This is a genomic window from Amycolatopsis sp. NPDC034160 (genome assembly GCF_055575355.1).
Genome location: NZ_JBVISU010000013.1, coordinates 137,358 through 162,783 on the forward strand (window position 1 = coordinate 137,358; position 25,426 = coordinate 162,783).

Sequence of the window (25,426 nt, forward strand, 5' to 3'; positions counted from 1 at the left end):
GCGGGGATGGGGAGGCTGTGTGGTCCCCGCGGTGGTCGCGTGGCGTTTCTTGGGTCCTGGAGATGATCGTTGGGTGCGGTTAGGGAGTGGCGGTTCGGGTTAGAACCCGAATCGCCACTCACGACCACCGCGGACCCCGAGCCGCCGAACCGCTGCCGCAAGTCACACTTCAGCGGCTTCCCCGAAGCGTTCTTGGTGAGGCTGCTCAGCTCCGCGTCCGCGAGACCGGGGTGATTCGCGAGTCCCACCCAGACGGTCGGCGGGAAGAACAGGGAAGTGACGCCCTGGCGGGGGATTCGGGCGAAGGTGTCGCCGAGATCGGAAGACGCGACGAGGTGATTCGTCGCGCCGACGGCGAGGCCCGGCATGAGGAACACGTGCAGCTGCGCCAAGTGGTACAGCGACGGCACGTGCAGTGGCACGTCGCGGTCGCTCAAGTCGAGCGCGGCGATGCAGAAGGAGTGCTCGTGCACCAGCGCGCGGTGGGTGAGCATCCCGCCCTTCGGTCGGGAGGTCGTCCCGGAGGTGTAGAGCAACTGCACGAGATCTTCGTCGGCGACCCCGGATTCCTCATGCGGGACAACGGTTTCGTCGAATACCCAAGCGGATGCGTCCAGTGTGGACACATACTCGGTTCCGACCTGCTCCGCCAGCGCCGGATCGACGAAGGCGACGGCGGGATCGGACTGGGTGCACAGATATTCGAGTTCCGCGCCGCGCGCTGCGCTCCAGGACGCGGCCGACGGTGCTGGGGTAACCGGGAACGGTCATCGCGGCGGTCTCCTTCGTCCGGGCGTGGCATTCCCAGACTACTTTCCAGGCGGTCGCCGGTAACCTCGTCCGCATGGCCAATCCCACCGGAGAGCAGTTCGAGATCACCCGCGGCAACGCCCGCGCCGTCGTCACCGAGATCGGTGCCGGGTTGCGCGCGTTCGAGGTCGGCGGGGTGCCGTACGTCGAGGCGTTCGCCGAGGACGAGAAGCCGCCGAAGGGCGCCGGACAGGTGCTGTTGCCCTGGCCGAACCGCACCAAGGGTGGCCAGTGGGTCCACCAGGGCGAGAAGCAGCAGCTGGCGATCACCGAAGCGGCGCGCGGCAACGCGATCCACGGCCTGACCCGGCATGAGGAGTGGGAGCTGCTCGAACACGCTGAATCGTCGATCACCCTGGCCATCGACGTCCCGGCGCAGGAGGGCTGGCCGGTGCCGCTGCGCGCGACGATCACCTACGAGATCTCGCCGCGCGAACTGGTCGTGACGCACGAGATCCGCAACGAGGGCGAAAGCCCGATCGGCGTCGGGCTCGGCACGCACCCCTACTTCCGCATCGGCGACGTGCCCACCGACGAGCTGACCCTGACGCTGCCCGCGAGCCGTGTCCGGCCGTACCTCGGCGACGAGCAGATGCCGTACGCCGACGAGCAGGACGTCGAGGGCACCGAGTACGACTTCCGGTCCGGCAAGGTGCTCGCCGGTGTCGACCTGGACACGGCGTTCGGCGGGCTGAGCGTCGCCGACGACGGCAACCACCACCACGTCCTCTCGCACGGAGACCAGGAACTGCTGGTCTGGACCGGGCCGGACTTCCACTGGGCGCAGGTGTTCACGCCGGACGACCTGGTCGGCCGCGGCCGCGCGGTGGCGATCGAGCCGATGACCTGCCCCGCCGACGCGCTCAACACCGGCACCGACCTGATCGAGCTGGAGCCCGCCACGTCGTGGAGCGGCAGCTGGGGAATCCGGGTCCGCTGATGACCTCGCCGCCGCTCCGGCTGGGGCCCGTGGACGCGGGTGAAGTGCTCACATTGCAGCGCGCGGCCTACGTGCCGGAGGCGAGGGCACACGGCAGCCTGGACCTCCCGCCGCTGCTGGAGACCTTCGAGCAGACCAAGGAGGCTCTGGGCGATCCCGCGTGTTTCGCCTGGGGCATCAGGGAAGCCGGACGGCTGGTGGCGAGCGTCCGGATCGTCCTGGACGGCGAAGCCGGTCTCGTCGGCAGGCTCATCGTGGCTCCGGACAGGCAGGGACACGGGCTCGGCGGCTCGTTGCTGCTCGCCGCCGAAGCGGCCACGCCGCCGACGGTGACCGTGTTCCGCCTGTTCACCGGGGACCGGAGCGTCGGCCCGCTGCGGATGTACGCGAAGCTCGGCTACGTCGAGACGCACCGGACACCCGAGGCGCACTACGAGCTGGTCCACTTTGAAAAGCCCCGCGTGCACGCGGCGGGGCCAGTTCGTTAGCGTGTCAAAGTATGTCGAACAAAGCACTGGTCAAGGCCATCGTCGGTGGTTACGTCGTCCCCGTCGACGGTGAACCGATAGACGGCGGCACGGTCCTCATCGAGAACGGGAAGATCGCCGCGGTCGGCACCGACGCCGACGTCGACGTCCCCGACGACGCCGAATTGATCGACGCCGCGGGCGCCTGGGTACTGCCCGGCTTCATCGACGCGCACGCCCACCTCGGCGTCCACGAGGACGGCGAAGGCTGGTCGGGCAACGACACCAACGAGATGACCGACCCCAACGGCGCTCGGTTCCGGGCGATCGACGGGATCGACCCGTACGAGCCCGGCTTCGACGACGCGCTCGCGGGCGGGGTCACCAGTGTCGTCATCAAGCCCGGCTCCGGGAACCCCATCGGTGGGCAGACGATCGGCCTCAAGACCTGGGGCCGGACCGTGCTCGACATGATCTTCGCCGAGGAAGTCAGCGTGAAGAGCGCGCTCGGCGAGAACCCGAAGCGGGTCTACGGCGAGAAGAAGCAGACGCCGTCTACCAGGCTCGGCGTCGCGTCGACCATCCGCGACGCGTTCACCGCCGCGCGCAACTACGCCGCCCAGCGCGACCACGCCGCCGGTGAGGGCAAGCCGTTCGACGTCGACCTGACCAAGGAGACCTTGACCAAGGTGCTCGACGGCGAGCTGTTCTGGGACCAGCACGTCCACCGCGCCGACGACATGGTCACCGCGATCCGGCTGGCCGACGAGTTCGGGTACAAACTGGTGATCAACCACGGCACCGAAGGGCACCTGATCGCGGATCTGCTCGCCGAACGGGACGTGCCGGTGATCCTCGGCCCGCTGTTCACCACCAAGTCCAAAGTGGAACTGCGCAACCGCACCCTGCGCGCGCCCGGCATCCTCGCCAGGGCGGGTGTCCGCATCGCGATCACCACGGACCACCCGGTCGTGCCGATCAACTTCCTGGTGTACCAGGCGGCGCTGTCGGTGAAGGACGGGCTGGACCCGGAGACCGCGCTGAAGGCGCTGACCGTGAACCCGGCCGCGATGCTGAACCTCGACGACCAGGTCGGCTCGCTGAAGCCGGGCCTCGATGCCGACGTGGTTATCTGGTCGGGAGATCCGCTGGACGTGATGAACCGCGCCATGCGGGTGTTCGTGCGTGGGCGCGATGTCTACCACTTCGACGAGGCGACCGGGGTGGGTGTCACCGAGGAGCGCCGGTACCGGGAAGGCTGATTTCGGGTCTTGCCAGGGATAAGCCACCTGTGCTGTCATGTGTTACACACGGGGGAGGATGTGTAACACATGAAGCGCTGGGTTCTTGTCCTGGTGATCGGTATCGGTTTCCTGGTCGTCACCTTGCTGTTCTCGCGCGAGGATCCGAACCTGATCAAATGCGGCGGCAGGATCATGTCGCCCGGTGACGTCTGCGAGACCACCAAGAACGGTCGCACCACCGGCGAGGACACCTACGCCGAGATGAAGGCCGCCGCGGAGTCTCGTGCCGAGACCTTCCGCAAGCACGGGCTCTGGATGGCCGGGGTCGGGGTCGCGCTGACCGGCTTGGGCGCGACGATGGTGATCCGCGCGAAACGGCGCAAGGCGCGTGCCGGTGTGACAGCACCGCAAGGTGCCCAGCCCCAGCCCCAGCCGCAATGGCAGGGGCAGGGGCAGTGGCAAGGTCGGCCTCAGCCCGGATTTCCGCCGCAGCAAGGAAATCCGCAGCCGTATGCGAACCAGACGGCCCAGCAGTACCCGCCACAGCAGCCCATTCAGCCCGGTCCGCCGGCACAGGCCGTTCAGCAGTATCCGCCGCAGGGCGGCTGGCCTCAGCAACCAGCGCAACAGCAACCACCGCAGCAATTCGGCCCGACAGGACACTGAGCGCGTCACCTGGGCGTCTGGCCTCGTGAGTGGTAATGACGGTTCTAACCGTCATTACCACTCACGAGGCCGTCAGCTCTTGCGTAGCTCGCGGGCGATCACCATGCGCTGGATCTGATTCGTGCCCTCGAAAATCTGTGGCACCTTCGCTTCCCGCATGTACCGCTCCACCGGGAAGTCCTTGGTGTAGCCCGCGCCGCCGAGTACCTGCACCGCGTCGGTGGTCACCTTCATCGCGCCGTCGGTCGCGACGAGCTTCGCGATCGACGCCTGGCGCTGGAACGGCAGTCCGCGGTCGCGGCGGCGCGCGGCGTCGAGGTACATCGCGCGCGACGTCTCGACGGTCGCGGCCATGTCGGCCAGCAGGAACTCCAGTCCCTGGAACTCGATGATCGGCCGCCCGAACTGGGTGCGGCCCTTCGCGTATTCGAGTGCCTCGTCCAGCGCGGCCTGCGCGAGCCCGACGGCGCACGCGGCGATGCCCAGCCGTCCGGAGCTGAGCGACGAGAGCGCGATCTTCAGGCCCTGGCCTTCTTCGCCGATCCGCCGTTCGACGTCGACGGTGGCGTCTTCGAACAGCAGCTGCGCGGTGGTCGACCCGGTGAGGCCCATTTTCCGCTCGGGCGGCGCGGCCGAGAGGCCGGTCGTCGACGCGTCGACGAGCAGGCATGAGATGCCCTGTCCGCCGTCGTCGCTCGTGCGCACCATGGTCGTGTAGAAGTCGGCCTCGCCCGCGTGGGTGATCCACGCCTTCGTGCCGTTCACGACGTACTGGTCGCCGTCGAGCCGCGCGCGGGTCGAGAGGGCGGCCGCGTCGGAGCCGGCGTGGGTTTCCGACAGCGCGTACGCGCCCAGGAGGTCACCCTCCAGCATGTCGGGCAGCCAGCGGTCGCGCTGCGCGTCGGTGCCGTGGTGTGCCAGCGCGAAGCAGGACATCGTGTGCACGGAAAGCCCGACACCGACCGACATCCACGCGGCCGCGATCTCCTCGAGCACCTGCAGGTAGACCTCGTACGGCAGGTCGCCGCCGCCCCAGCGCTCCGAGTACGGCAGGCCGAGCAGTCCGGCCTGTCCGAGCAGCCGGAACTGCTCGCGCGGGAACTGCGCGGTCTCCTCGTACTTGCTCGCGAGCGGCGCCAGTTCCTCCCGTGAGATCTCCTTGGCCAGGTCGACCAGATCCTGGGCCTCGGTGCTGGGCAGCAAACGGTCCGCCGGCATGGCTCCTCCGAGCTGAGCTGTACTCGAAACAGTACTGTGGGCTGATTCAGAGTACAGTAGAAGCCGCTGGGAGTACACCGTCCGCGTAAGGGATAGTGATCAGATGACCCCGCGCCGCCAGCCGACCGCGCGCCAGCGAGCACTGCTCGCGGAACTGGAGACGATCTTCCTCGCCGAGGGGTTCTCCCAGTTCACACTGGACGACCTCGCCGCCAGGCTGCGTTGTTCGAAGTCGACCCTCTACGCGCTCGCCCCCAGCAAGGAGCAGCTCGCGGTCAAGGTCGTCGGCCACTTCTTCAAGGGTGCCGCCGAACTGCTGGAGGAGCGGATCGCCGGTATCGACGACGCCCGCAAGATCCTCGGGGAGTACCTCGCGGGCATCTCCGAATACCTCAATCGCGCCTCGGCCGCCTTCATGACCGACATCGCGGAATTCGCGCCGGCGCGCGACGCGTATCAGCTCAACAGCCGCGCCGCGGCCCAGCGAATCCGGGCGTTCATCGATCGCGGCGTCACCGACGGTGTTTTTCGTGAGGTGCACGCGCGGTTGATCGCGGAAATGGCGGGATTGATCATCGAGGGAATCCAGACCGGGGTGGTCGGCCAGCGTGCCGGAGTGACCGACGCGGAAGCCTTCACCGCTTTGTCGGAACTCCTCCTCGGCGGCCTGGCGCCGAAAATGTCCTGAAATGACAATTCTGGTGGAATGAGTACCGCCTCGGCTAGCATCGCGCCCGTGATCGTCGTAGGTGGAGAGGCGCTGGTCGACCTCGTTCCCGGTGAACCGTTGGATTCCACTGTGGACGGTGGGCTGCGCGCGCTGCTGCCGCGGATGGGCGGTGGTCCGTACAACGTCGCGCTCGCCGCCGGGAGGCTCGGGGTACCGACTGGCTTCTTCTCACGGGTGTCGAACGACCGGTTCGGCGTCGCGCTGGTGGACCGGTTGCGCGCCTCCGGCGTCGACACCGCCTTGCTGCAGCGGGGAAACGAGCCGACGACGCTCGCCGTGGTCGCGCTCGACGAAAAGGGTTCCGCGCGGTACACCTTCTACACCGAGGGGACCGCGGACAGACTGGTCGGCGATCCCGGCCCGCTGCCGGAGAATGTGACGGCGCTCTCGCTCGGCACCCTGGGCATGGTCTTGGAACCGGGGGCGAGCACGTACGAAACGGTGTTGCGCCGTGAATCCGCGCGCGGCGTCCTGACCGTCCTCGACCCGAACATCCGTGAGGCGTTGATCACGGATCCGGCGGCGTACCGGGCGCGGTTCGAGTCCTGGCTGCCGCATATCCGGTTGCTCAAGATCTCCGACGATGACACGGAATGGCTCGCCGAGGGCGCCGATCCCGTCGACGCGGCAAAGGTCTGGACCTCTTGCGGGGTCGATGCCGTGGTGCTCACCCGGGGCGCGGAGGGGTTGTCCGTCATCACACAGGCGGGCGAAATCGCGCGAGTCCCGTCACGCCGAGTCGCCGTCGTGGACACGATCGGTGCGGGCGACACCGTGCAAGGCGCCTTGCTGGCATGGCTGTACTCGAATGAGGTGCGCGACCTGTCCACAGTCGACGCCGACGGCTGGCGTTCGGCGCTCGGATTCGCGGCCAAAGCGGCGTCGATCACGGTCTCGCGGAGTGGAGCGGAACCGCCGACGGCCGGAGATATGGCATCCGCCGTGTGAACCTGGTCCCAAACGGCCTGTTGTGAGCAACTCACCCGCTGCGCGCTGACCCCATTCTCGACTAGCGTAGAGGGGAATTCATACCCCAGCGGGGCGGTGTGCAGCGAGGCCGTGGGTCACGCGCGTGAAAGAGGGCGTACCTGTGGAACCTACAGGCGCCGCCGGCCCGTGCTGAACGTGAGAGGGACTTACATGTCCGACGCGACGACGGCTGCGGGGCAGTCCGGCGAAACCGCGACGCTGCGCCTGCCCAATGGCGAGCACGAGTTCAAGGTGATCCACCCGGTCGAGGGTGCGCCTGGGATCGAGCTGGGGAAGCTGCTGGCGACGACCGGGTACATCACCCACGACCCGGGGTTCGTGAACACCGGCGCCGCGTCCTCGGCGATCACCTACATCGACGGTGACGCCGGCATCCTGCGCTACCGCGGGTACCCGATCGAGCAGCTGGCCGAGAAGTCGACCTTCATCGAGGTCTCCTACCTGCTCATCTACGGCGAGCTGCCCACCGAGACGCAGCTGGCCGAGTTCACCGGGAAGATCCAGCGCCACACCCTGCTGCACGAAGACCTCAAGGCCTTCTTCAGCGGCTTCCCGCGCGACGCGCACCCGATGCCGGTGCTCTCGAGCGCGGTATCGGCGTTGTCGACCTTCTACCAGGACTCGCTCAACCCGTTCGACGAAGCGAACGTCGAGCTGTCCACCATCCGCCTGCTGGCCAAGGTCCCGACCCTGGCCGCGTACGCGTACAAGAAGTCCGTCGGGCAGCCGCTGCTGTACCCGGACAACTCGCTCGGCCTGGTCGAGAACTTCCTGCGGATGACCTTCGGCTTCCCGGCCGAGCCCTACGAGGTCGACCCGGACGTCGCCAAGGCGCTCGACCTGCTGTTCATCCTGCACGCCGATCACGAGCAGAACTGCTCGACCTCGACCGTGCGCCTCGTCGGCTCCTCCGAGGCGAACCTGTTCGCCTCCATCTCGGCCGGCATCAACGCGCTCTTCGGCCCGCTGCACGGTGGCGCCAACAGCGCGGTCCTGGACATGCTCGAGGGCATCCAGGCCGAGGGCGGCGACGTCGCGAACTTCGTCACCCGCGTGAAGAACAAGGAAAAGGGTGTCCGCCTGATGGGCTTCGGGCACCGGGTCTACAAGAACTACGACCCGCGCGCGAAGATCATCAAGAACACCGCGGACGACATCCTCTCCAAGCTCAAGGGCGGCGACCAGCTGCTCGACATCGCGAAGAAGCTGGAAGAGACCGCGCTCTCGGACGACTACTTCATCGAGCGGAAGCTGTACCCGAACGTCGACTTCTACACCGGTCTGATCTACCGGGCGCTCGGCTTCCCGACGAAGTATTTCACCGTGCTGTTCGCGCTCGGCCGCCTGCCGGGCTGGATCGCGCACTGGCGCGAGATGATCCAGGACCCGGCCACCAAGATCGGCCGCCCCCGGCAGATCTACACCGGCTACGCGTCGCGGGACTACGCGCCCATCTCGGAGCGCTGATTCCGCCTCTCGCAAGCGCCATGAAAGGTCCTTTCCTTGCAAAATTTGCGAGGAAAGGACCTTTCATGGCATCCGGAGGTGCGAGGACCGCAACCCGCGCCTAGGGTTTCCGGGGTGACCAGAGAAGCTCCCGTAGTGCTGTGGTTCCGCCGCGACCTCCGCCTCGGTGACCACGCGGCCCTGCTGGAAGCCTCGGAGCACAGCAAGCACGTCCTCGCGCTGTACGTCCTCGACGACGCGCTCCTCAAACCCTCCGGCGCCCCGCGCGTCGCGTTCCTGCACGGGTGCCTCAAAGCGCTCGACGACCAGCTCGGGGGACGGCTCATGCTCGTCAAGGGCGATCCGGTCAAGGAGGTCGTCAAGGCCGCGCGCGAGGTCGGCGCCTCCGCCGTGCACGTCAGCGCGGACACCGGACCGTACGGCCGTCGCCGGGACGCCGAAGTCGCGAAGGCGTTGGCAGAGCACGACATCGCGTGGACCGAGACGGGATCCTCCTACGCCATCACGCCCGGCCGGATCGTCAAACCCGACGGTGACCCCTATCGCGTGTTCACCCCGTTCTACCGGGCCTGGACGCGCCACGGCTGGCCACGGGCCGCGGACACCGGGAAGTCCATAGTGGACTGGGTGGAGCCGCCGCGGTCGGTGAGGCTCCCGAAATCGCCGTCCCTGACGGGGATGGAGTTGCCGGAGCCAGGCGAGGAGGCGGCGCTGGAGCGCTGGCACGAGTTCCTGGACGACGGCATCGAAACCTACGACGAGGACCGCGACCGCCCGGATCGTCCCGGCACGACAAGGCTTTCGCCGTACCTGCGCTGGGGATGCGTCCACCCGCGCACCCTGCTCGCCGACATCGCGGGGAACGAGGGAACCGGGGCGAAGTCGCTGCGCGGCGAGTTCGCCTGGCGCGAGTTCCACGCCGACGTACTGTGGCACCGCCCCGAAACCGCGCGGAAGAACTACGACTCCCGCTTCGACGCCATCGAATACGAGAACGACGACGACGCCTTCGAGCGGTGGTGCGCGGGGCGAACCGGGTTCCCGATCGTGGACGCCGGGATGCGGCAACTGCTCGCCGAGGGCTGGATGCACAACCGGGTCCGGATGATCGTGGCGAGTTTCCTGGTCAAGGACCTGCATCTGCCGTGGTGGCTCGGCGCCCGGCACTTCATGAAGCACTTGGTCGACGGCGATCTCGCGTCGAACCAGCTGAACTGGCAGTGGGTCGCCGGGAGCGGCACCGACGCGGCGCCGTACTTCCGGGTCTTCAACCCGACCACGCAGGGGGAGAAGTTCGACCCCTCCGGCGCTTACGTCCGCCGCTACGTCCCCGAACTGCGCTCCCTGCAAGGAAAAGCCGTGCACAAGCCGCAGGGCGTCCCGGACTATCCCGCGCCCATGGTCGACCACGCCCACGAACGTCAGGTCGCCCTGGAGCGCTACGGCGCCATCAAAGGTACGTGAAGGGCCCCCTTCCTGTACCTAGGCGCCGGAGGTTCGTGCGTCCAGCGGGAACCTGGATCAAATCCCGCACTCACGTGCTCTGAGCCGTATCTCACGTGCTCAAAGGCGGATCTCGCGTGTGTGGAGACCGCACACGCGAGATCCGCCTCCAAGCACGCGAGTCACGTCTCTGAGCACGCGAGTTCGGAGAACAGGGTCACCGCGCTTGCGCACGTACTTACGACACGAACTTCAGACGCACGACACTAGGCAAAAGGAAGGGGGCCTTCATGTACTTGAGTCAGCCCTTCAGGGCCTCGGTCAGCTTGATCCGGCTGCCGACCCGCAGGACGCTGTTCTGGTAGATCCGCGCACCCAGCCAGGTGAACAGGGCGATGGCGCCCACGGTCAGCCCCAGCGACAGCGCGACTTCCCACCCCTCGACGGTCCCGGCCGCGATCCGGGCGGGCATCAGCACCGGGGAAAGCAGTGGCACCAGGGAAAGGATCTTCGTCCCTGTCCCGTCCGGCGCCTGCGCCAGCAGGTTGAACCCGACGATGAAGCCGAGGATCAGCACGATGTTGACCGGGCCGATGACCGACTGCGTGTCCTCCTGGCGGGAGACCAGCGAACCCATCGCGCCGTACACCGTGGCGTACAGGAGGAATCCGAGCAGATACCAGACCACGCCCCACAGCAGTGCGCCCGTCGCCACGCCGGACAGCGTCAGGACGTTGGTCGCCGACGCGACGATCAACCCGGCGCCGCCGATGATCACCAGCTGGGCCAGTCCGACCAGGCCGAGCCCGATCACCTTGCCCAGCAACAGATGCCACGGCCGGACGGTGGACAGCAGGATCTCCACGACCCGGCTGGACTTCTCCTCGACCACACCCTGCGCGACCAGCGTCCCGTAGGTCACGATGCTCATGTACAGCAGCACGGCCACGATCAGCCCGATCACCATCCGCTGCGATCTCTCGGGGTCCGGCGGTTTGATCGAGTCGACCTCGACCTGGGTCTCGTGGACCGTTTGCATCACCTCCTCCGGCGTCCGCAGAGCCTCGGAAAGGATGCCGTTCAGTACTTCCTGCTGGGACACGCCGTTCAGCAGGGCACGCAGCTTGGTGTCCAATTCGGACTTGACGAGCACCTTGAGTTCGGTGGCGTTGCCCGAAAGCAGCGCGTCGAGGTCGCCGTTCTCGACCTGCGACCGGCCCTGCGCCGGATCGGCGACGGTGACGGTCTCGATCTTCTCTCTGAGTGCCGCCCCCGCGGTCTGGAGCTGTTGCGCGATCCCGGCGGTCTGGCCGGTGAGCCCGATCTTGCTCTTGTCCTCGTTGCTGATCAGCGTGGACTGCAGCAGGACGTAACCCATCAGCATGACCAGCAGCACGGCGGTGCCGATCACGAAGGACCTGGTACGCAGGCGGGTGTTCAGCTCACGTTTGGCGATGAGCCAGACAGCGCGCCACGAAGAGACGGTGTTCATGCGGAAACTCCCTGTGCCGCGGGCTTCTCGGCGACGGCGTCGCGGAACAGCTCGGTCAGCGAACGCCTGCGTTTGCTGAACTCGGTGACCGGGCCGGTCGCCAGTGCCGCGGCGAGCACGGCCTGGTCGTCGGCGTGGTCTTCGAGTTCGAGGACCGCCGTCGGCCCGTTCTGCTCGACGAGCCGGACACCGGGGACGGCCGACGCCCAGCCGGGTGCCGCGTTCGGCGCGGTGACGACGAGGCCGTTGCCCGCGCCGGCGGTCAGGTCCGCGACGGTGCCGGAAGCGACCATCCGTCCACTTCGGATGATGCCGACCCGGTCGCACAGCCGCTCGACCAGATCCAGCTGGTGACTGGAGAACACCACCGGCACGCCGGTCGCGGCCTTCTCCCGCAACACCCCGCTCATCACGTCCACGGCCAGCGGGTCGAGTCCGGAGAACGGCTCGTCGAGCACCAGCACCCTCGGGTCGTGCACGAGCGCGGCCGCCAGCTGCACGCGTTGCTGGTTGCCGAGGCTCAGTTTCTGGACCTCGTCCTTGCGGCGTTCGCCGAGACCGAGCCGGGAGATCCAGTTTTCCGCGCTGCGGTGGGCGTCGTTGGCCGACATCCCGTGCAGTTCCGCGAGATATACCAGCTGTTCCAGCACCTTCATCTTCGGGTACAGCCCGCGTTCTTCCGGCATGTACCCGATATGGGTGCGGGTCTCGTGCGTGATCGGCGTGCCACCGAACCGCACCTGCCCGGAATCGGCGGCCAGCACCCCCAGCACGATTCGCATCGTGGTGGTCTTGCCCGCCCCGTTGCTGCCGACGAACCCGAACAGTTCGCCGGGCTGGACCTCGAAGCTCACCTGATCCAGCGCGGCCTTCGCGCCGTAGTTCTTGGAGATCCGGTCGATCTCCAGTTTCCCCTCGCTCATTTCCACTTCCCCTCCTCGAAATACCGCACCAGCGCCGTGAAACCCCGATGGACGCCGGAGATCGTGCGGTTTCGCTGGATCACTCCATCCAGCTTGACGTTGCTCACCACCGAAGTGGCCCGGTACACCAGGACGGCCCGTCCCACGCCGGTGGCGATCCCGCCGGCCAGCAGCGCGACGGCGACCACCCCGATGGACACCTTGTAACGCTTCTTGTCCCCGGTCATCCCGGAGCCACCCCCTCGTCGAAGTCTTCGAACTCGGTGAAATCGTCTGGGTCGTCATCCGGCAGCGTCCAGCCAAGGATCGTCGCCGCGGACGTGGTCCCGGTGACCAGCAGGGCGGTCAGCATGATCGCGATGCGGAAGCCGGCGTCCTCGGTCTTGGAGATCAAGATCGCGTAGACCATCCCGACCATCATCAACGCGACGAGCACCTGGTAGCTCACGTAGGTGACCCCGTGGCGCATCTCGCGTTCCCGCTCATCGAGCCGCAGTGAGAAACCGCCGCTCATCTTCCCGGTGAGGATGCGCAGCAGGTAGTGGGCGACACCGGCGATCAGCGCGCCGCCGAACCAGAAGCCGAGGAAGAAGCCGCCTTGCTCGGTGACGAAGAACGTCGCGCCGGTGATCAGCATCAGATCGCCGAGGACCACCAGCGCGCTCAACGTCCGCCGCCGCTTGCGCGTGCGCCAGTTGGGCAGCCTCCGGGCACGTTTGCGTTCCACTTCCTCGAAGCGCTCCAGCTGGCGTTCCCAGTACGCCGCCAGCCTGCCTTTCTGCTCGCTCATGTTCCCCCCTCCCGGTAGACCTGAGTGGATAGTGGCGTGAACGGTTCGCGGCTGAACACGGCCTCGACCGGGAGGTCGAAGACCGCGCAGATGCGGAACGCCAGGTCCAGGCTCGGGTAGTGATCTCCCCGTTCGAGCGCGCCGATGGTCTGCGGGTTGACTTCGACCGCCGCCGCGAGGGTGGCCCTGCTCAACCCGCGCTCCGCCCGGAGTACCGGGAGCCGGTTGTAGATCGGCAGCTCTTTGCCGCGCCTGACCGGACTCATAGAACATACTGTTGCAAAAACCCAACGACCCGTCAAGCTGAGGGCATGACTAGCCGCATTTAGAGGACTAAACGCGGGTCAGGAAAGCCCGGCGAGCGACTTGTCGACGAGTTCCCGGACGAGCGGCCGGACGGCGTCGGCGTCGGCGGTGATCAGGCCGAGCCGGGTGCGGCGCTCCAGGACGTCCTCGGCGTCGAGCGCGCCCTCGTGCCGAACGGCCCAGACGACCTCGGCCGCGCTGATCTCGGTACCGCCGAACAGGGGCAGGCCGAGTTCCGGGTCGACTTCGCCCAGCGCAGCGATCCGGGGCGCTTCGGTGCCGTACTTCGCGACCAGCCGGGCAGGCGCATCCACAGTGGACAAACGGGTGCGTGGGGCCGCGCCGAGCAGGGGAAGCCGGGACGTGGTCGACGGTCCGGCATGGAGCCCGGACCGCTTCAAAGCGGCGTCGACGGCGTCCTCGGCCATCTTCCGGTACGTCGTCAGCTTGCCGCCGACGACGGTGAGCACGCCGTCGGCTCCGGTAACCACCGCGTGTTTGCGCGAGAGATCCGCACTGCGCCCACCGTCGCCTTCGACCAGCGGTCGCAGCCCGGCGAAGGAGCCGTCGACGTCGTCGCGGGTCAGCGGGCGGGTGAACGCCGTCGACGCCACTTCGAGCAGGAAGTCCACATCGGACTCCGGCACCGAGGGTATGCGCGGGATCGGGCCGTCGATCGGTTCGTCGGTGACGCCGACGAAGACGCGCCCGTCCGGTTGCGGCAGCAGGAAGACGAACCGGTTGTTCTCGCCGGGGACGGGCACGTTGACCGATGTCGCGCCGATCCGAGCGGCTCCCGAAGCCAGAATGAGGTGTGAACCACGAGACGGCCGCAGCCGCACCGACTCCGCCAGTTCGCCCGCCCAGACACCGGTCGCGTTGATCACCTGACCGGCGTGGATCTCCACTTCTCCGCCGGTGAGCCGGTCACGGGCCAGCACCGAATCAGCGTCGAGCCGGAGCGCCTCGAGCCTGGTCAGGATTTTCGCGCCGCGTGACGCCGCCGTGCGGGCCAAGCTCACCACGAGCCGGGCATCGTCGGTCAGCGCGCCGTCGTAGGCGAGCAGCGCGCCGCGCAGGCCCTGGGGTGACAGACCGGGGGCGAGTGCCAGCGCCTCCGCGGCCGGAATCGACCTCGGCCGGGGCAGCACGGACGCGGGGGTTCCGGCCGCGCGGCGGAGACCGTCACCGGCGACCAGGCCGGTCATGATGAACGCCTGCTGGCCGCGGGAGGTCTTGCGGTACATGGGGAACAGCTGCGGAATCGCCCTGGTGAGATGCGGCGCCGTGCGGGTCATCAGTATCCCGCGTTCGACGGCGCTTTCGTGCGCCAGCGCCAGGTCGCCCTTGGCGAGGTAGCGAAGCCCGCCGTGGACCAGCTTGCTCGACCAGCGCGACGTGCCGTAAGCCAGGTCGTACGCCTCGACGAGGGCCACCGAAAGCCCGCGCGCGGCCGCGTCCAGCGCGATTCCCGCGCCGGTGACGCCGCCGCCGATCACCGCGAGGTCGACCCGCTCACCACCGGCCAGTGCCGCGAGTTCCCGCTCGCGGCGGCGGGCGTTGAGCGAGCCCGGGGTCACGGCCGCAGCGCCGCGTCGAGCACCTGGGCGAACTCCGTCATCAGGTCGTTCTCGTTGACGTCCGCGGTCGCGGGGCGCAGCGAGAAGGCGAAGGACTGGATGAGCAGCAACAGGGTGCGCGCCTGCGCGGGCAGGTCGCCCTTGCGGATCGAGCCGTCCTCGTGGCCGGACTTGAGCAGATGCAGGATCACGCCCTCGGCGAAGCGCTGGGTCTTGCCGAGCCGCTCGACGATGTAGGGCAGGACGAGTTCGGGGTCGAGGTCCAGCAGCGTGCGGAACAGCGGGTCGCCCGACAGCGCGGCGACGGCGGCCGCCGAACTGTGCACCAGCCGTTCGCGGAAATTGGCCGGTTCGGCGCCCGGTTCGGCGGCGCCCTGCAGCAGACCGCCGAACTCCCGGGTCATGAGGGTGGCGAGCACGCTGCGCACGTCCGGGAACCGGCGGTAGACGGTCATCCGGCTGACCTTCGCGGTCCGCGCGATCTCGGCGAGCGTGGTCCGCCTCACACCGACGGCGAGCACGCACTTCTTCGCCGCGTCGAGCAGAACGTCGTCGGACACGCGTGTCGAGGCCTGGCGGGATCGGGTGTCCGCCAGCGCCGAAACGCCTGTTTCCGCAGGTGAGTGACGTTTTACGTCCATATGTAACACTGTAGTCGTGACGGAGCCTATTGACCACCGGTTAAGACGAGCGTGGACACCCGAGGCCGGTGACGCGGCCCACCTTCCGGCGAAGGCGCTCCGATGGCTCGTCCAGCGTATCGGCCCGCTGGGCTCGGCGGCGCCGTTCGCGGGGATTTCAGCCCTGTCCGTGCCGGATTCGGCGCTGGGCGAACAGCCGAAAAAGGACATCGAGGACGTCGTCGGCACCGAGCACGTGCTGCTGGCGCCGGGGGAACGGCTCGCGCGGGCGAGCGGCTTGTCCTATCTGGATCTGGTGCGGCGGCGAGGATTCGGTGATTTTCCGGTGCCGGACGCGGTCGTCCTGCCGGGAGATCCCGCCGAAGTCCAGTCGATACTGGAAATCTGCGCACGGCACGACGTCGGTGTCGTCCCCTTCGGCGGCGGGACCTCGGTGGTCGGCGGGGTTTCGGCACTGCGCGGGGACAAGAGCGCGGTGCTCGCGCTCGACCTCACCAGGCTCGACGAACTGGTCTCCGTCGACCCGGTTTCGCGGATCGCGGTCCTGCGGGCGGGTGTCACCGGCCCGGCGGCCGATCGGCTGCTCGCCGCGTACGGATTCACCCTCGGGCACGTGCCCCAGTCCTACGAACGCGCCACCATCGGCGGGTTCGCCGCGACCCGGTCCGCCGGGCAGGCGTCGTCGGGATACGGCCGGTTCGAGGACATGGTCGCGGGTGTCCGGCTCGCCACCCCGCGTGGCGAATGGAAACTCGGTGTCGCGCCGGCGTCGGCGGCCGGACCCGACCTGCGGCAGCTCGCGGTCGGCAGCGAAGGCGCGCTCGGCGTGATCACCGAGGTCGCCCTCCGCGTCCGCCCGGTGCCGGAAGTGCGCCGCTACGAGGGTTATGTCCTCGACGGCTGGGAGAACGGCACCGCCGCGGTACGCGAACTCGCCCAGCGGCACGCGCTGGCAGACGTCACCCGGCTGTCCGATGTGGACGAAAGCGAGGTATCGCTTGCCCTCAACGACGGCTGGAAGACCAAGGCGCTGCGCCGGTATCTCCGTCTGCGAGGGGTTTCAAATCCGTGCCTGCTGATCGTCGGCTGGGAAGGCGCGTCGAAACGCGAGGTCGCCCGGCGGCGTCAGGACACCATTCGGGTGCTGGAGCCGTTCGGCGCCGTCCGCATCGGCGCGACGCTCGGCGAATCCTGGCGCCGTGGCCGGTTCTCCGGTCCCCGGCAACGGGATGCCTTGCTGGACAACGGCGTCTGCGTGGAAACCCTGGAGACGGCCGGGTACTGGGCCGAACTGAGCGACCTGCGTGACGCCGTGCGCGCCGCGCTCACCGCCACACTCGGCCGGGCGATCATCATGTGCCACATCTCCCACGCCTACGAAACGGGCGCATCGCTGTATTTCACCGTGCTCACCGCCCGCGACGAGGCCGACCCGATCAGGCAGTGGCGGCGCGCCAAGGCGGCGGCGTCGGAGGCGATCACCGGGATCGGCACCATCTCGCATCATCACGCCGTCGGTGTCGACCACGCGCCCTATCTGGCGGCGGAAATCGGCGAGATCGGGGTCGAGGTGCTGCGAGCGGCGAAGAAGGCTGTCGACCCCTCCGGGATCCTCAATCCCGGGAAGCTTCTTTGACCAGCGTTCCGGCGTCCACCAGCGTGCAGTCCAGGCCGTGCGTCCGGGCGGGGATCCCCTGCAGCGCCGCGGCCCGGCGTTGTTCGAGGTCGGCGACGCGGATGTGCCTGCCGTCCACGAGGATCGGCAGGCGGATGTCCGCGGCGCCGACGTAGGCCACCACGTCGTCGAGCACGGTGCCGTCGTCGAGGGTGATGGCGGGCGCGGTGAGCCGCACCAGGTCGTAGCGCCGGCCGGTGCCCTCGCATCGGTCGAGGACCGCGAGCTGATCGGGCGTCGCGAACCACACGGAGTGCTCCTCGACGACGCCCGGTGCCGCGGCGAGGGTCGCCGGACGCTGCCCGTCACGGAACCGCAGCCCGGACGCCCAGACCGCGGCGAGGTCGCTGCAGCGCGCGTGGCAGACGACGACAGGGCCGGGCAGGCCCATGTTCTCCCGCAGCCAGGTGATCTTGGCCGGACACGCGTTCGAGCCGTAGGCGAGCACGGCTTGACGTTCGCGCCAGCCCTCCGGCGCGGTGTCGAGGCTGTGCCCCGCGCCGTCGAAGTGGACGAACGAATGCCCTGGCCGCGCTCCCGGGTACGGGTCGGCGGGGAAATCGGCGTCGGTGAAGAGTTTCACCACGTCACCACGCTGCGGAGGACGTCCCCGTGGTGCATGCGTTCGAAGGCCTTCTCGACGCCGTCGAGCGGGATCCGCTCGGTGACGAACTTGTCGAGCGGAAGCCTGCCCTGGAGGTAGAGGTCGATCAGCATCGGGAAATCGCGTGAGGGCAGGCAATCGCCGTACCACGACGATTTGAGCGAGCCGCCGCGCGAGAAGAAGTCGATCAGCGGCAGATCCAGGCGCATGTCCGGGGTCGGGACACCGACGAGCACGACGGTGCCCGCCAGATCGCGGCCGTAGAAGGCCTGCCGCCAGGTCTCCGGCCTGCCGACCGCGTCGATCACGACGTCCGCGCCGAAGCCGTCAGTGAAGCCCTGGAGCGCTTCGACGACCTGGTCTTCGTCGAGCCCCTTGCTGTTCAACGTGTGCGTGGCACCGAACTCCTTGGCCCAGGCCAGTTTCCGGTCGTCGGTGTCGACGGCGACGATGGTCTTCGCACCGGCCAGGTTCGCCCCGGCGATGGCCGCGTCGCCGACGCCGCCGCAGCCGATGACCGCGACGGAATCGCCGCGGCCCACCGCGCCGGTGTTCAGTGCCGCGCCGAGACCGGCCATCACCCCGCAGCCGAGCAGTCCGGCGACGGCGGGTTCGGCGGCGGGGTCGACCTTCGTGCATTGTCCACTGTGGACAAGTGTTTTCTCGAGGAAGGCACCGACACCGAGCGCGGGCGACAGGGCTGTGCCGTCGGCCAGCGTCATCGGCCGGGCGGCGTTGAACGTCGAGAAGCAGTACCAGGGCCTGCCCCGGCGGCAGGCCCGGCAGGTGCCGCAGACCGCGCGCCAGTTCAGGATCACGTAGTCACCGGGTTCGAGGTCCTGGACGCCCTCGCCGACCCGTTCCACGAAACCCGCGGCCTCGTGGCCGAGCAGGAACGGGAATCCGTCGTTGATCCCGCCCTCGCGATAGTGCAGGTCGGTATGACAGACACCGCACGCCTTGACCGAGACGACGGCCTCGCCGGGCCCGGGATCGGGCACGAGCACGGACTCCAGCGAGACCGGTTCACCCTTGGCGCGGGAAACGACGCCCTGGACCTCGTACGGCATGCCCACCTCCGAGTAGTCGACTTCGAAGCTTGCCACGTGACAGGCCCCGGTCGCGACATCCGCTCGGGTGGGGAACGATTCAGTGCGGCGTGATGATGTAAGCGACCCCGCCCGGCCCGCCGGAGACGCCGCCATTCGTGTTGTATCGCTTGGTACGCTGCCAGATCGTCTCGAACTGGTGTCGCTTGTAGACATGCCGGACCCGGTCGTTGCTGCTCGCGGCCGGATCGTTCGCGATCACGTCGCCGTCCTTCGTGAAGCCGACGACGACCATGATGTGCCCGGCGGTGCCGTAGCCCGCGCCGTCGAGTTCCTCGGCCTTGAACGACTGCGACGTGATCACCGGAATGCCGCGCGCGATGTAGTTTTCGAGTTCGGTCAAGGAGTGCAAACGGGTGATGTGCCCACGCAGTCCGAGTGAAGCGGCGTACGCGGTGTTGAACGGCCAGTTGCCGGTTCCGTCGTAGGCGTAATCGAAGGTGTAGCGGGCCGCGTACGCGACGGTGGGATCGACGTAACCCTCCGGGATCCACGCCATGTCCTCGCGCTTGGGCCGTTTGCCCCAGTACTCGGCGACCATTTCGGTGGACGTCGGGCTGCACCAGTTCTCCCCGCCGCCGCCGTATTCGGGGAAGTGTCCTTTGTGGAGGTTCTGGGCATACGCGGGCACCTTGAGCTCGATCCCGGTGGCGCGGCCCGGCTTCGTCGCCTCGACCTCGAAGCGGTCCGGGACCAGCGACGTCATCGCGCCCACCGAGGTCACCGACGGTGTGGCGCGTGACCCGGCCTCGCGGTACAGGCTGATCCGCAGCCGGTACGACCGGAGCGCGACGCCCGCCTTCATGACCAGCGTGTCCACGTCGACCGCCGCGTTGGCGTCGCTCTGGCCGTCGACACTGGTGCGCTTGATGTCGGTGTCGCCGCTCGCCCAACGGCCCATGACGTACCAGGTGGTCTCGGCGCCCGTCGCGGTGCGGCCCTTCGCCTCGATCTTGAGCCAGGTCTTGGCCGGTGTCTTCGCGTTCCACGAGGCGACCAGCTGCGAGGCGTCGAAGCCCTGCACGTGGCTCCTCGACGTCCATTGGCCGTACTCATAGGTCTTCGTGGTGCCGAGCTCGGGTTCGGTGTGCTCGATGGTGCCGATCGGGCGGCCGATGCGCAGCGCGCCGTGTTCGAGGTCGAGTCCTTCCAGTCTGCCGTCACGGAATCCTTGGTGACCGGACCATTCGTGGTAGTCGATCGACTCGTCGTCGTCCGGGCGGCCAGGGCCCGCGTCCGCCGTCTGCGCCGTCACCACGGTCATCGTCGCGATCGTCAGCAGTGTGAGCAGCCCTCGTACGCGCATCCCGGCTCCATCCTCGTGTCCACCCAGTAGGCAAGGGATTTTCGCCGGTCGCGCGAAGTATGTAAACACTCGTCCACCAGACGTCGGCATTTCGTCCTCTGAATGCGGTACTTGCGTGTGCAACTACCGCGTTCAGAGGACGAAATGCGTGGACGGCGAGGGTCAGGCGAGCGGGTTCGGCAGCAGGAGTTCCGTGTTCTGGTCCTGAACCGTGCCCACCGCGCCCAGTGAAGCGTGGATGTCGTTGTACGAGAACTCCCGGTACAACGACGCAAGCGCTTGCGTCGAAGTGTCGGAGTACTCTGCCTCATACGGCGCTTCGGCCTCGATCAAGGTGGTGAACAGCGACAACGTGCCGTCGGCGTTGTCGGCGACCTCGATGATCCGCGCGTGCTGCGGGAAGTCGATATGCGACGCGGTGTTGATCTCCCAGAAGCCCTGCTTCGGCGTCTTGCCGGGGTGCGGGGTAATCTTGTTGTGGTGCGTGTGCCCGTTGACCCACGCCAGCACGTTCGGGAACCGGTTCAGCAGCGAGACGAACGTGTCGCCGTTGAGCCGCGGCTCCAGCGGATGCCGCGCGTCCGGCAGCACGTTGCCCATCGTGTCGCTGGTGTGGTGGCTGAACAGGATGAACAGCTCGTCCGTGACGTTCTGCGTGACCTTGCGTCCGAAGAAGTCGTAGTACGTCGAGCTGTTGCGCTTGAGCGTGTTCTCCACCCAGGTGAACTGCCCGAGTCCGATGGACCCGTCGGCCAGCCCGGCCATCGTGGTGGTGTCGAGGCTGATGCCGACGACACCCGGCGCGATGCGGAAGGTGTAGTACACGTTCCGGCCGTCCGCGTTGTTGTCGCTGAACCCGTGACCCACCGGACCGGGGCCGGTGTTGGCGGTGTCGAGGTGGTGTCGCACGAACTCCGCGGTGCTGAACGGCCGCCGCCGCTCGTCCGGGGTGATCTCGCGGATCGTGCCCGAACCACCGAACAGCTCGGTGATCGGAACGCCGGAGCCGGAGTTGATCGCGTTGGCGAGTTTTCGCGACGTCGTTTCGTCCTTGCCGATCACCTTGAAGCGGCCGGTGTACCAGGCGTCCATCCCCGGCAGATCCGGCAGCGAGCCGACGATACTGTCGTCGTGGTTGCCGAAGGTGCAGAACCACGGGACGTCGAGACCGGGTGAGGTGAAGGTGTTCGACGCCGCGCCGAGCAGGCCGGGCAGCTGCGGGAAGCCTTTCTTCGTGTAGTCGTCGTCCAGTGCCTTGCCGGGGTTCCAGTAGTGCGCGGACCCGGACGTCTGGACGCCTTCGTGCCGGTCCGGGTCGCCCGAGGTCGGGTTCACCGTGCCGCCGTTGAGGACCTTGAGGAACCATTCGAGCTCGATCAGTTCGTGGTTGTCGGTGTTGTCACCGGTGGTCACCATGAAGTCGATCGGCTTGCCGGTGAACGGGCCCGCCTTCAGGCTGTTCACCCGTTCGACGAGCGCCGTCGTCGCGGCCGGGCCCAGCGTCTCCTGCGGCCGGTGCGCCGAACCGATGAACGGGTGCAGGTACTCGAACCGCGCCGGGCTCTCGGCGTCGGTGAAGTGCAGGTCGGTGAACTGCGCGAACGAGGCCACCGCACGGCGGCGGTCGTCGCGGCCGGACTTCGGGGCGACGAGATCGCCGCGGACCACGAGCGGCCAGCCGGGGCCCGCGGTCAGCCGGGTGTAGCCGGGGCCGCTTTTCACCGGTGCCGCGGCGGATTCGAGAGTGGTGCCCGCGGTGCGCACCGCGCGGCCGGTGGTGAGCGCCAAGGCCCGGTCGAGCGCGTTGGCGGTCGGCGTGCACAGCAGGAGGCCGACGCCGGCGGCGCCCGCCGCGGTGAAGGTGCGCCTGGAGATGTCGGACATGGCGGTGCCCCCAGTCGTCGAGGGTGGATGTCGTGGACGGACGATGCCGGAAGACGTTAGCCGTGGGGTGAACGCCAGAAAAGGGTAATGCGAAAATTTGTCACATTCGGCCGAATACCAAAGCATCCCCGGCCGGGCTCGTTACGCTGGTCGCTTGGCGAGTGAGGAGGTGGCCCGGTGGGAGCTTCGGCCTGGTCGGTCCGTGGCCGGTTCGACGGCGACCCGGAAGCGGCGCTGGACGCGATGAAGGCACGCGTCTTCGAGGAGGGTGACTACCTCTGGGAAGACGACGAACTCGGCCGCCCGGATTCGCTCGAAGAGCTGTACGAGGTCGAGAGCGTCCAGGAGGCCGGGACCCATTCCGTGCTCGACGTCCACGAGTTCATCAGCGCCACGGGTGAAGACGACTTCGGCACGATCCGGCCCTTGACCGACGCCGAACTTCTCGTCGCCTTCGGTACCGAGGAGCCGTCCGTCGCCACCTTCGACGAACTCGACAAGGCGGGACGACTGCCCTACGAACGCCGTCCGCGCTGGAGTGCCAACTGCGCGCTGCTCTACGAGAACGACGTCGCCGTCGAGCTGGCGATTTGGGGAGTTTCCGGAGACTGAAGGGTGCGGGTGTAACGCGTTTCGTCCTCTGAATGCGGTAGTTGCACGCGCAAGTACCGCAATCAGAGGACGAAACGCGGGATGTGGGTTCACTGCCGACGCTGGAGCCGGGCCTCCAGGCCGTCGAGGATCACCTCGACGCCGAGTTCGAACAGGTCCTCGCTGCTCTGCCTCGCGAAAGCCGGACCAAGCCTGCTCACGTAGGGGTAGGCGGCGAGCCGTTCGAGGAAGCCTTCGTCGGGCCTCCGGGCGGGGAAGGTCTCCACCGAGGCCAGCACGTGTGCCGTGAGCAGTCGCGAAATCCCCGCCGTGTCCTCCTCGGAGAAGCCGGCCTCCAGCAGGATGCGCGCGGTGGTTTCGAGGTGGCCCAGCCGATGCGGCCCGGTCGGCGGCCGTTCCCGCAGCAGCGTGGCGGCGTCGCGGTGGCTCAGCAGCAGGGCGCGGAACTGGCGGAGCCCGCTCGCGAGCTGTTCGCGCCATGGCAGCGTCCGGTCGATCTCGAAGGCGTCGGCGCAGATCGCTTCGGCGACGAGGTCCAGCAGCTCGGCCTTGTCCTTCACGTGCCAGTACAGCGTCGGTGAGCTGACGCCGAGTTTCGCGGCGAGCCTCCGGGTGCTCAAGTCCGCGAGACCGGCTTCGTCGAGCAGCTCGACGGCGGCTTCGGTGATCTTGCTCTTTTCCAGCGAGTCTTTACGTGCCACCCACCGACTCTATCAGTGATAGATTTGTCTCTATCACTGATAGAGATTGGGGGAAGTGATGCGCTGGACACCGAAAATTCGCCTGGTCACCGTGCTTTTGTCGATCGTGTTCGTGGTCGGGACGGCGCTACAGAATTACGTCGTCATCGATCTGGACCTGATTGAGCGGAGCATGCGGCTCAAGGGCGCGCCGACCGAGGACGCGCCCACCTATCTGAGCGCGTTGCGGCTGGTGGGCAACGTCTTCATCGTCGGCAACGTGCTCGGTCTGCTCGTCTGGTTCCGCCGCCGGTGGCTGTTCTGGCCGGTGCTCGCGATCAACGTCGGCCAGGCGTGCGGCGTGTTCGTCGTACCGTTCGAGGTGCACCGCGCGGCGATCGAGGAGTACGGCTGGCCGGGTGTCCTGCCGTCCGTGGTCACCGACGGGGGAGCGGTGCTGCTGTCGATCGTGTTGATCGTCGCCTACGTCCGATCGCGGTGGTTCACGCGGACAGGCGACCCAGTTCGGCTTTGACGGCCTCGACCGCAGCCTTCGTCTCGGCCACCGGATCGGCACCGTCGCGGGCGATCCGGCCCAGCGCCTCGACGAGCGCGGTGTTCGCCGCCGGTGTCCACAGTGGACCGGCGGCGCGGCCGTGCTCCCTGGCCAGCCGGGTGGCGTCGTTCGCTGAGACGAGTTTGTCGAGGACGCTGAGTCGTGCGGGCAGGTGGAAGCCGAACTTCGTGGCGAACTCCTGCTGGAAGTCGGTCCGTTCCAGCCACAGCCACTTGACGAAGTCCTTGGCGGCGTTGGGGTTCAGGCTCTTCGAGTGCACCATCGCGCTCATGCCGCTGACCGGGACCGAAGCCGCGCCCGCCGCGTCGAGCCGGGGGAAGGCCATAACGCCGACGTCATCCTTCATGGTGTCCTGGATCTTCGGCAGGTTCGCCAGCCAGGTCCATTGCATCGCGGCGAGGCCGTCGATGAACGGGATCGGATCCGCCCAGTCCGCCGGGGCGCCCAGCAGCAGCGAACCGTTGAGGTCGCGCAGTTTCCCGAACACGGTCGCGGCGCGCGGATCGTCGAAGCCGACGGACTTGCCGTCCTTGACGAAGTCGAGGCCCGCGGCCCACAGCAACGGTCCGGCGAGCGCCGCCGCGCCCGCGTCGTTGCCGGCGAACAGGCCTTTGACGCCGTCCTTGGACAGTTTCCGCGCCGCGTCGACGAGTTCGTCGAGCGTCTGCGGCGGCTGCACCCCGGCTTCCTGCAGGAAACTCTTGCGGTAGAAGAGAACCTGGGTGTCGAGTGCCTGCGGGATTCCGTACGTCCTGCCGTCCACGGTCTGTGCCGCGAGCACCGAAGGATTGAAATCGCCGCGCACGGGCGCGAGAACGTCGTCAAGCGGGACGAGGAGATTCTGCCGGACGCGGTCGAGGGTGACCTGGCCTTCGAAGATGTCCGGAACCGGGCCGGCCTGCAGTGCCGCGGCCAGTTTCGTTTCGTAGTCGTCGGGATTCCACTGCACCGCCACCTTGGACTTCTGGTACGCGGCCGCGTACCGCGTGACGGCTTCCTGGACCCCGAGTTCGGGATAGGGGTGGTACCACTGCGAAAGGTTCACCGGCTTCGGCTTCGGCCGGGTCGCGGCGGCGGAGAAGGCCGTCGAGGGTGGCGGCTTTCCCGATTGGACGGTGTTGGACCCGCAGGCGGAGAGCGCGGTGGCCCCCGCCAACGCCAGGAACGCGCGCCTGCTTGTCTTACGCACCAAATGAAACCCTTCGCCAGAGCCGTGAAGCGCATCTTGCGGACAGCGTCCCTCAAGATGCGCTTCACGGAAGGGCAGGCGCG

General features: G+C 67.9%; 26 protein-coding genes. 11 read left to right on the forward strand and 15 right to left on the reverse strand.

Features of this window, described 5'->3' with window-relative positions; all coding sequences use genetic code 11:
• A partial coding sequence (locus ACZ54P_RS24940; protein WP_465464065.1) for an AMP-binding protein occupies nucleotides 1-698 on the reverse strand: 698 nt, incomplete at its 3' end.
• A gap of 146 nt (nucleotides 699-844) precedes the next feature.
• On the opposite strand from ACZ54P_RS24940, the gene ACZ54P_RS24945 reads away from it, so the two are divergent.
• The 4 genes from ACZ54P_RS24945 (at nucleotide 845) to ACZ54P_RS24960 (ending at nucleotide 4,127) form a co-directional block, all read left to right on the forward strand.
• Nucleotides 845-1,750, forward strand: a complete 906-nt coding sequence (locus ACZ54P_RS24945; RefSeq protein WP_465463967.1) for an aldose 1-epimerase family protein — start codon at nucleotides 845-847, stop codon at nucleotides 1,748-1,750.
• Nucleotides 1,750-2,238: a GNAT family N-acetyltransferase gene (locus ACZ54P_RS24950; RefSeq protein ID WP_465464066.1), complete on the forward strand. Its 489-nt coding sequence runs from the start codon at nucleotides 1,750-1,752 to the stop codon at nucleotides 2,236-2,238. The genes ACZ54P_RS24945 and ACZ54P_RS24950 overlap by 1 nt, the downstream gene beginning before the upstream one ends.
• 11 nt (nucleotides 2,239-2,249) lie before the next feature.
• The gene (locus ACZ54P_RS24955; RefSeq protein WP_465463968.1) at nucleotides 2,250-3,479 is read left to right on the forward strand and encodes an amidohydrolase; all 1,230 of its coding nucleotides are present in this window, start codon (nucleotides 2,250-2,252) and stop codon (nucleotides 3,477-3,479) included.
• Nucleotides 3,480-3,548: 69 nt separating this feature from the next.
• The gene (locus ACZ54P_RS24960) at nucleotides 3,549-4,127 is read left to right on the forward strand and encodes a hypothetical protein (RefSeq protein ID WP_465463969.1); all 579 of its coding nucleotides are present in this window, start codon (nucleotides 3,549-3,551) and stop codon (nucleotides 4,125-4,127) included.
• Nucleotides 4,128-4,199: 72 nt separating this feature from the next.
• Here the strand turns inward: ACZ54P_RS24960 and ACZ54P_RS24965 are convergent, their stop codons facing one another.
• Nucleotides 4,200-5,345: an acyl-CoA dehydrogenase family protein gene (locus tag ACZ54P_RS24965; protein ID WP_465463970.1), complete on the reverse strand. Its 1,146-nt coding sequence runs from the start codon at nucleotides 5,343-5,345 to the stop codon at nucleotides 4,200-4,202.
• Nucleotides 5,346-5,448: 103 nt separating this feature from the next.
• Here ACZ54P_RS24965 and ACZ54P_RS24970 point away from each other — a divergent pair, with 103 nt between their 5' ends.
• The 4 genes from ACZ54P_RS24970 to ACZ54P_RS24985 all read left to right on the forward strand — a co-directional run bounded on the left by ACZ54P_RS24970 (nucleotide 5,449) and on the right by ACZ54P_RS24985 (nucleotide 9,996).
• Complete coding sequence (locus tag ACZ54P_RS24970) at nucleotides 5,449-6,033, forward strand: TetR/AcrR family transcriptional regulator (protein ID WP_465463971.1); 585 nt, start codon at nucleotides 5,449-5,451, stop codon at nucleotides 6,031-6,033.
• Between the two features lie 48 nt (nucleotides 6,034-6,081).
• Entirely contained in the window at nucleotides 6,082-7,023 is a 942-nt protein-coding gene (locus ACZ54P_RS24975; RefSeq protein WP_465463972.1) for a carbohydrate kinase family protein, read from the forward strand.
• A gap of 192 nt (nucleotides 7,024-7,215) precedes the next feature.
• Complete coding sequence (locus tag ACZ54P_RS24980) at nucleotides 7,216-8,532, forward strand: citrate synthase (protein WP_061984677.1); 1,317 nt, start codon at nucleotides 7,216-7,218, stop codon at nucleotides 8,530-8,532.
• A 114-nt stretch (nucleotides 8,533-8,646) separates the two neighbouring features.
• Nucleotides 8,647-9,996 (forward strand): cryptochrome/photolyase family protein, encoded by a 1,350-nt coding sequence (locus tag ACZ54P_RS24985; protein WP_465463973.1) that lies wholly within the window; start codon nucleotides 8,647-8,649, stop codon nucleotides 9,994-9,996.
• A 280-nt stretch (nucleotides 9,997-10,276) separates the two neighbouring features.
• Here ACZ54P_RS24985 and ACZ54P_RS24990 read toward each other — a convergent pair whose 3' ends face one another.
• The 7 genes from ACZ54P_RS24990 to ACZ54P_RS25020 form a co-directional block, all read right to left on the reverse strand.
• The gene (locus ACZ54P_RS24990) at nucleotides 10,277-11,467 is read right to left on the reverse strand and encodes an ABC transporter permease (protein ID WP_465463974.1); all 1,191 of its coding nucleotides are present in this window, start codon (nucleotides 11,465-11,467) and stop codon (nucleotides 10,277-10,279) included.
• Entirely contained in the window at nucleotides 11,464-12,390 is a 927-nt protein-coding gene (locus ACZ54P_RS24995; RefSeq protein ID WP_465463975.1) for an ABC transporter ATP-binding protein, read from the reverse strand. Before ACZ54P_RS24995 ends, ACZ54P_RS24990 begins: the two co-directional genes overlap by 4 nt.
• On the reverse strand, nucleotides 12,387-12,617 hold the full coding sequence (locus ACZ54P_RS25000) for a hypothetical protein (RefSeq protein WP_465463976.1): 231 nt from the start codon (nucleotides 12,615-12,617) through the stop codon (nucleotides 12,387-12,389). The genes ACZ54P_RS24995 and ACZ54P_RS25000 overlap by 4 nt, the downstream gene beginning before the upstream one ends.
• Nucleotides 12,614-13,180 carry a hypothetical protein gene (locus ACZ54P_RS25005; protein WP_465463977.1) on the reverse strand — a complete coding sequence of 189 codons (567 nt, stop codon included), beginning with the start codon at nucleotides 13,178-13,180 and terminating at the stop codon, nucleotides 12,614-12,616. Before ACZ54P_RS25005 ends, ACZ54P_RS25000 begins: the two co-directional genes overlap by 4 nt.
• Nucleotides 13,177-13,446, reverse strand: coding sequence for a helix-turn-helix transcriptional regulator (locus ACZ54P_RS25010; RefSeq protein ID WP_465463978.1), 270 nt, complete (start codon nucleotides 13,444-13,446; stop codon nucleotides 13,177-13,179). The genes ACZ54P_RS25005 and ACZ54P_RS25010 overlap by 4 nt, the downstream gene beginning before the upstream one ends.
• A 78-nt stretch (nucleotides 13,447-13,524) precedes the next feature.
• Entirely contained in the window at nucleotides 13,525-15,066 is a 1,542-nt protein-coding gene (locus ACZ54P_RS25015) for a glycerol-3-phosphate dehydrogenase/oxidase (RefSeq protein WP_465463979.1), read from the reverse strand.
• Complete coding sequence (locus ACZ54P_RS25020) at nucleotides 15,063-15,626, reverse strand: TetR/AcrR family transcriptional regulator (protein WP_465464067.1); 564 nt, start codon at nucleotides 15,624-15,626, stop codon at nucleotides 15,063-15,065. Before ACZ54P_RS25020 ends, ACZ54P_RS25015 begins: the two co-directional genes overlap by 4 nt.
• A 97-nt stretch (nucleotides 15,627-15,723) precedes the next feature.
• Here ACZ54P_RS25020 and ACZ54P_RS25025 point away from each other — a divergent pair, with 97 nt between their 5' ends.
• Entirely contained in the window at nucleotides 15,724-17,343 is a 1,620-nt protein-coding gene (locus tag ACZ54P_RS25025; RefSeq protein ID WP_465463980.1) for an FAD-binding oxidoreductase, read from the forward strand.
• Here the strand turns inward: ACZ54P_RS25025 and ACZ54P_RS25030 are convergent.
• The 4 genes from ACZ54P_RS25030 to ACZ54P_RS25045 all read right to left on the reverse strand — a co-directional run bounded on the left by ACZ54P_RS25030 (nucleotide 17,321) and on the right by ACZ54P_RS25045 (nucleotide 22,285).
• Entirely contained in the window at nucleotides 17,321-17,968 is a 648-nt protein-coding gene (locus ACZ54P_RS25030; protein ID WP_465463981.1) for a gamma-glutamylcyclotransferase family protein, read from the reverse strand. The genes ACZ54P_RS25025 and ACZ54P_RS25030 overlap by 23 nt on opposite strands.
• A complete protein-coding gene (locus tag ACZ54P_RS25035) occupies nucleotides 17,962-19,056 on the reverse strand; it encodes an S-(hydroxymethyl)mycothiol dehydrogenase (protein WP_465464068.1) in 1,095 nt (364 codons plus the stop codon). Before ACZ54P_RS25035 ends, ACZ54P_RS25030 begins: the two co-directional genes overlap by 7 nt.
• 79 nt (nucleotides 19,057-19,135) lie before the next feature.
• The gene (locus tag ACZ54P_RS25040; RefSeq protein WP_465463982.1) at nucleotides 19,136-20,401 is read right to left on the reverse strand and encodes a C39 family peptidase; all 1,266 of its coding nucleotides are present in this window, start codon (nucleotides 20,399-20,401) and stop codon (nucleotides 19,136-19,138) included.
• 162 nt (nucleotides 20,402-20,563) lie between these two features.
• Entirely contained in the window at nucleotides 20,564-22,285 is a 1,722-nt protein-coding gene (locus tag ACZ54P_RS25045) for a TIGR03767 family metallophosphoesterase (RefSeq protein ID WP_465463983.1), read from the reverse strand.
• A 177-nt stretch (nucleotides 22,286-22,462) separates the two neighbouring features.
• On the opposite strand from ACZ54P_RS25045, the gene ACZ54P_RS25050 reads away from it, so the two are divergent.
• Nucleotides 22,463-22,897 carry a hypothetical protein gene (locus ACZ54P_RS25050; protein ID WP_465463984.1) on the forward strand — a complete coding sequence of 145 codons (435 nt, stop codon included), beginning with the start codon at nucleotides 22,463-22,465 and terminating at the stop codon, nucleotides 22,895-22,897.
• Nucleotides 22,898-22,986: 89 nt separating this feature from the next.
• Here ACZ54P_RS25050 and ACZ54P_RS25055 read toward each other — a convergent pair whose 3' ends face one another.
• Nucleotides 22,987-23,598 (reverse strand): TetR/AcrR family transcriptional regulator C-terminal domain-containing protein, encoded by a 612-nt coding sequence (locus tag ACZ54P_RS25055; protein WP_465463985.1) that lies wholly within the window; start codon nucleotides 23,596-23,598, stop codon nucleotides 22,987-22,989.
• A gap of 91 nt (nucleotides 23,599-23,689) precedes the next feature.
• Here ACZ54P_RS25055 and ACZ54P_RS25060 point away from each other — a divergent pair, with 91 nt between their 5' ends.
• The gene (locus ACZ54P_RS25060; RefSeq protein ID WP_465463986.1) at nucleotides 23,690-24,112 is read left to right on the forward strand and encodes a hypothetical protein; all 423 of its coding nucleotides are present in this window, start codon (nucleotides 23,690-23,692) and stop codon (nucleotides 24,110-24,112) included.
• On the opposite strand, the gene ACZ54P_RS25065 is transcribed toward ACZ54P_RS25060, so the two are convergent.
• Nucleotides 24,081-25,343, reverse strand: a complete 1,263-nt coding sequence (locus ACZ54P_RS25065) for an ABC transporter substrate-binding protein (protein WP_465463987.1) — start codon at nucleotides 25,341-25,343, stop codon at nucleotides 24,081-24,083. The genes ACZ54P_RS25060 and ACZ54P_RS25065 overlap by 32 nt on opposite strands.
• Nucleotides 25,344-25,426: the final 83 nt, after the last annotated feature.